At 61.9% G+C, this 658-nt stretch carries 1 protein-coding gene; it reads left to right on the top strand.

What is annotated here, in order from left to right; all coding sequences use genetic code 11:
- On the top strand, positions 1-615 hold a 615-nt coding region (locus NW858_RS10805), incomplete at its 5' end, for a toprim domain-containing protein (protein WP_414520482.1).
- Positions 616-658 lie beyond the last annotated feature (43 nt).

Here is a 658-nt window from a genome sequence, read left to right on the forward strand (position 1 = left end):
AAGCAGGGACGGGATCGCCAGTTTCAGGCGGTGCTGCCTTTGCGGGGCAAGATCCTCAACATCGAGAAGGCAGATCCCGCCAAGATCTACAAAAACGCCGAGATTCAGGCCCTGATTACAGCGCTGGGCCTGGGGGTCAAGGGCGAGGAGTTCGATCCCAGCCAACTGCGCTACCACCGCATCATCCTCATGACTGACGCCGATGTGGATGGCAGTCACATCCGCACCCTGCTGCTCACCTTCTTTTACCGCTATCAGAAGGCGCTCTTGGAGCAGGGCTACGTCTACATTGCCTGCCCGCCCCTCTATAAGATTGAGTGGGGCCGCAACAATGTGCGCTACTGCTACAACGAGGCCGAGAAAGAGCAAGTCCTGCGCAGCCTGCCGGCCAACACCAAGTACACCATCCAGCGCTTCAAGGGCTTGGGCGAGATGAATCCCGAACAGCTCTGGCAGACCACGCTCGATCCCGCCAACCGCTCGCTCTTGCAGGTGCGGATCGGCGCGGCGGAGGAGGCCGGCGACGTCTTCACCACCCTGATGGGCGACGTGGTCGAGCCGCGGCGCGAGTTCATCGTCGAGAACGCCCTGAAGGTGGCCAATCTCGACGTCTGACTCCGGCCGGCCCGGAGAGAGCGGTCGACGGATGCGATCATCG

The sequence above is a fragment of the Synechococcus sp. H55.10 genome, from assembly GCF_047502715.1.
In the GTDB taxonomy this organism is placed as follows: domain Bacteria; phylum Cyanobacteriota; class Cyanobacteriia; order Thermostichales; family Thermostichaceae; genus Thermostichus.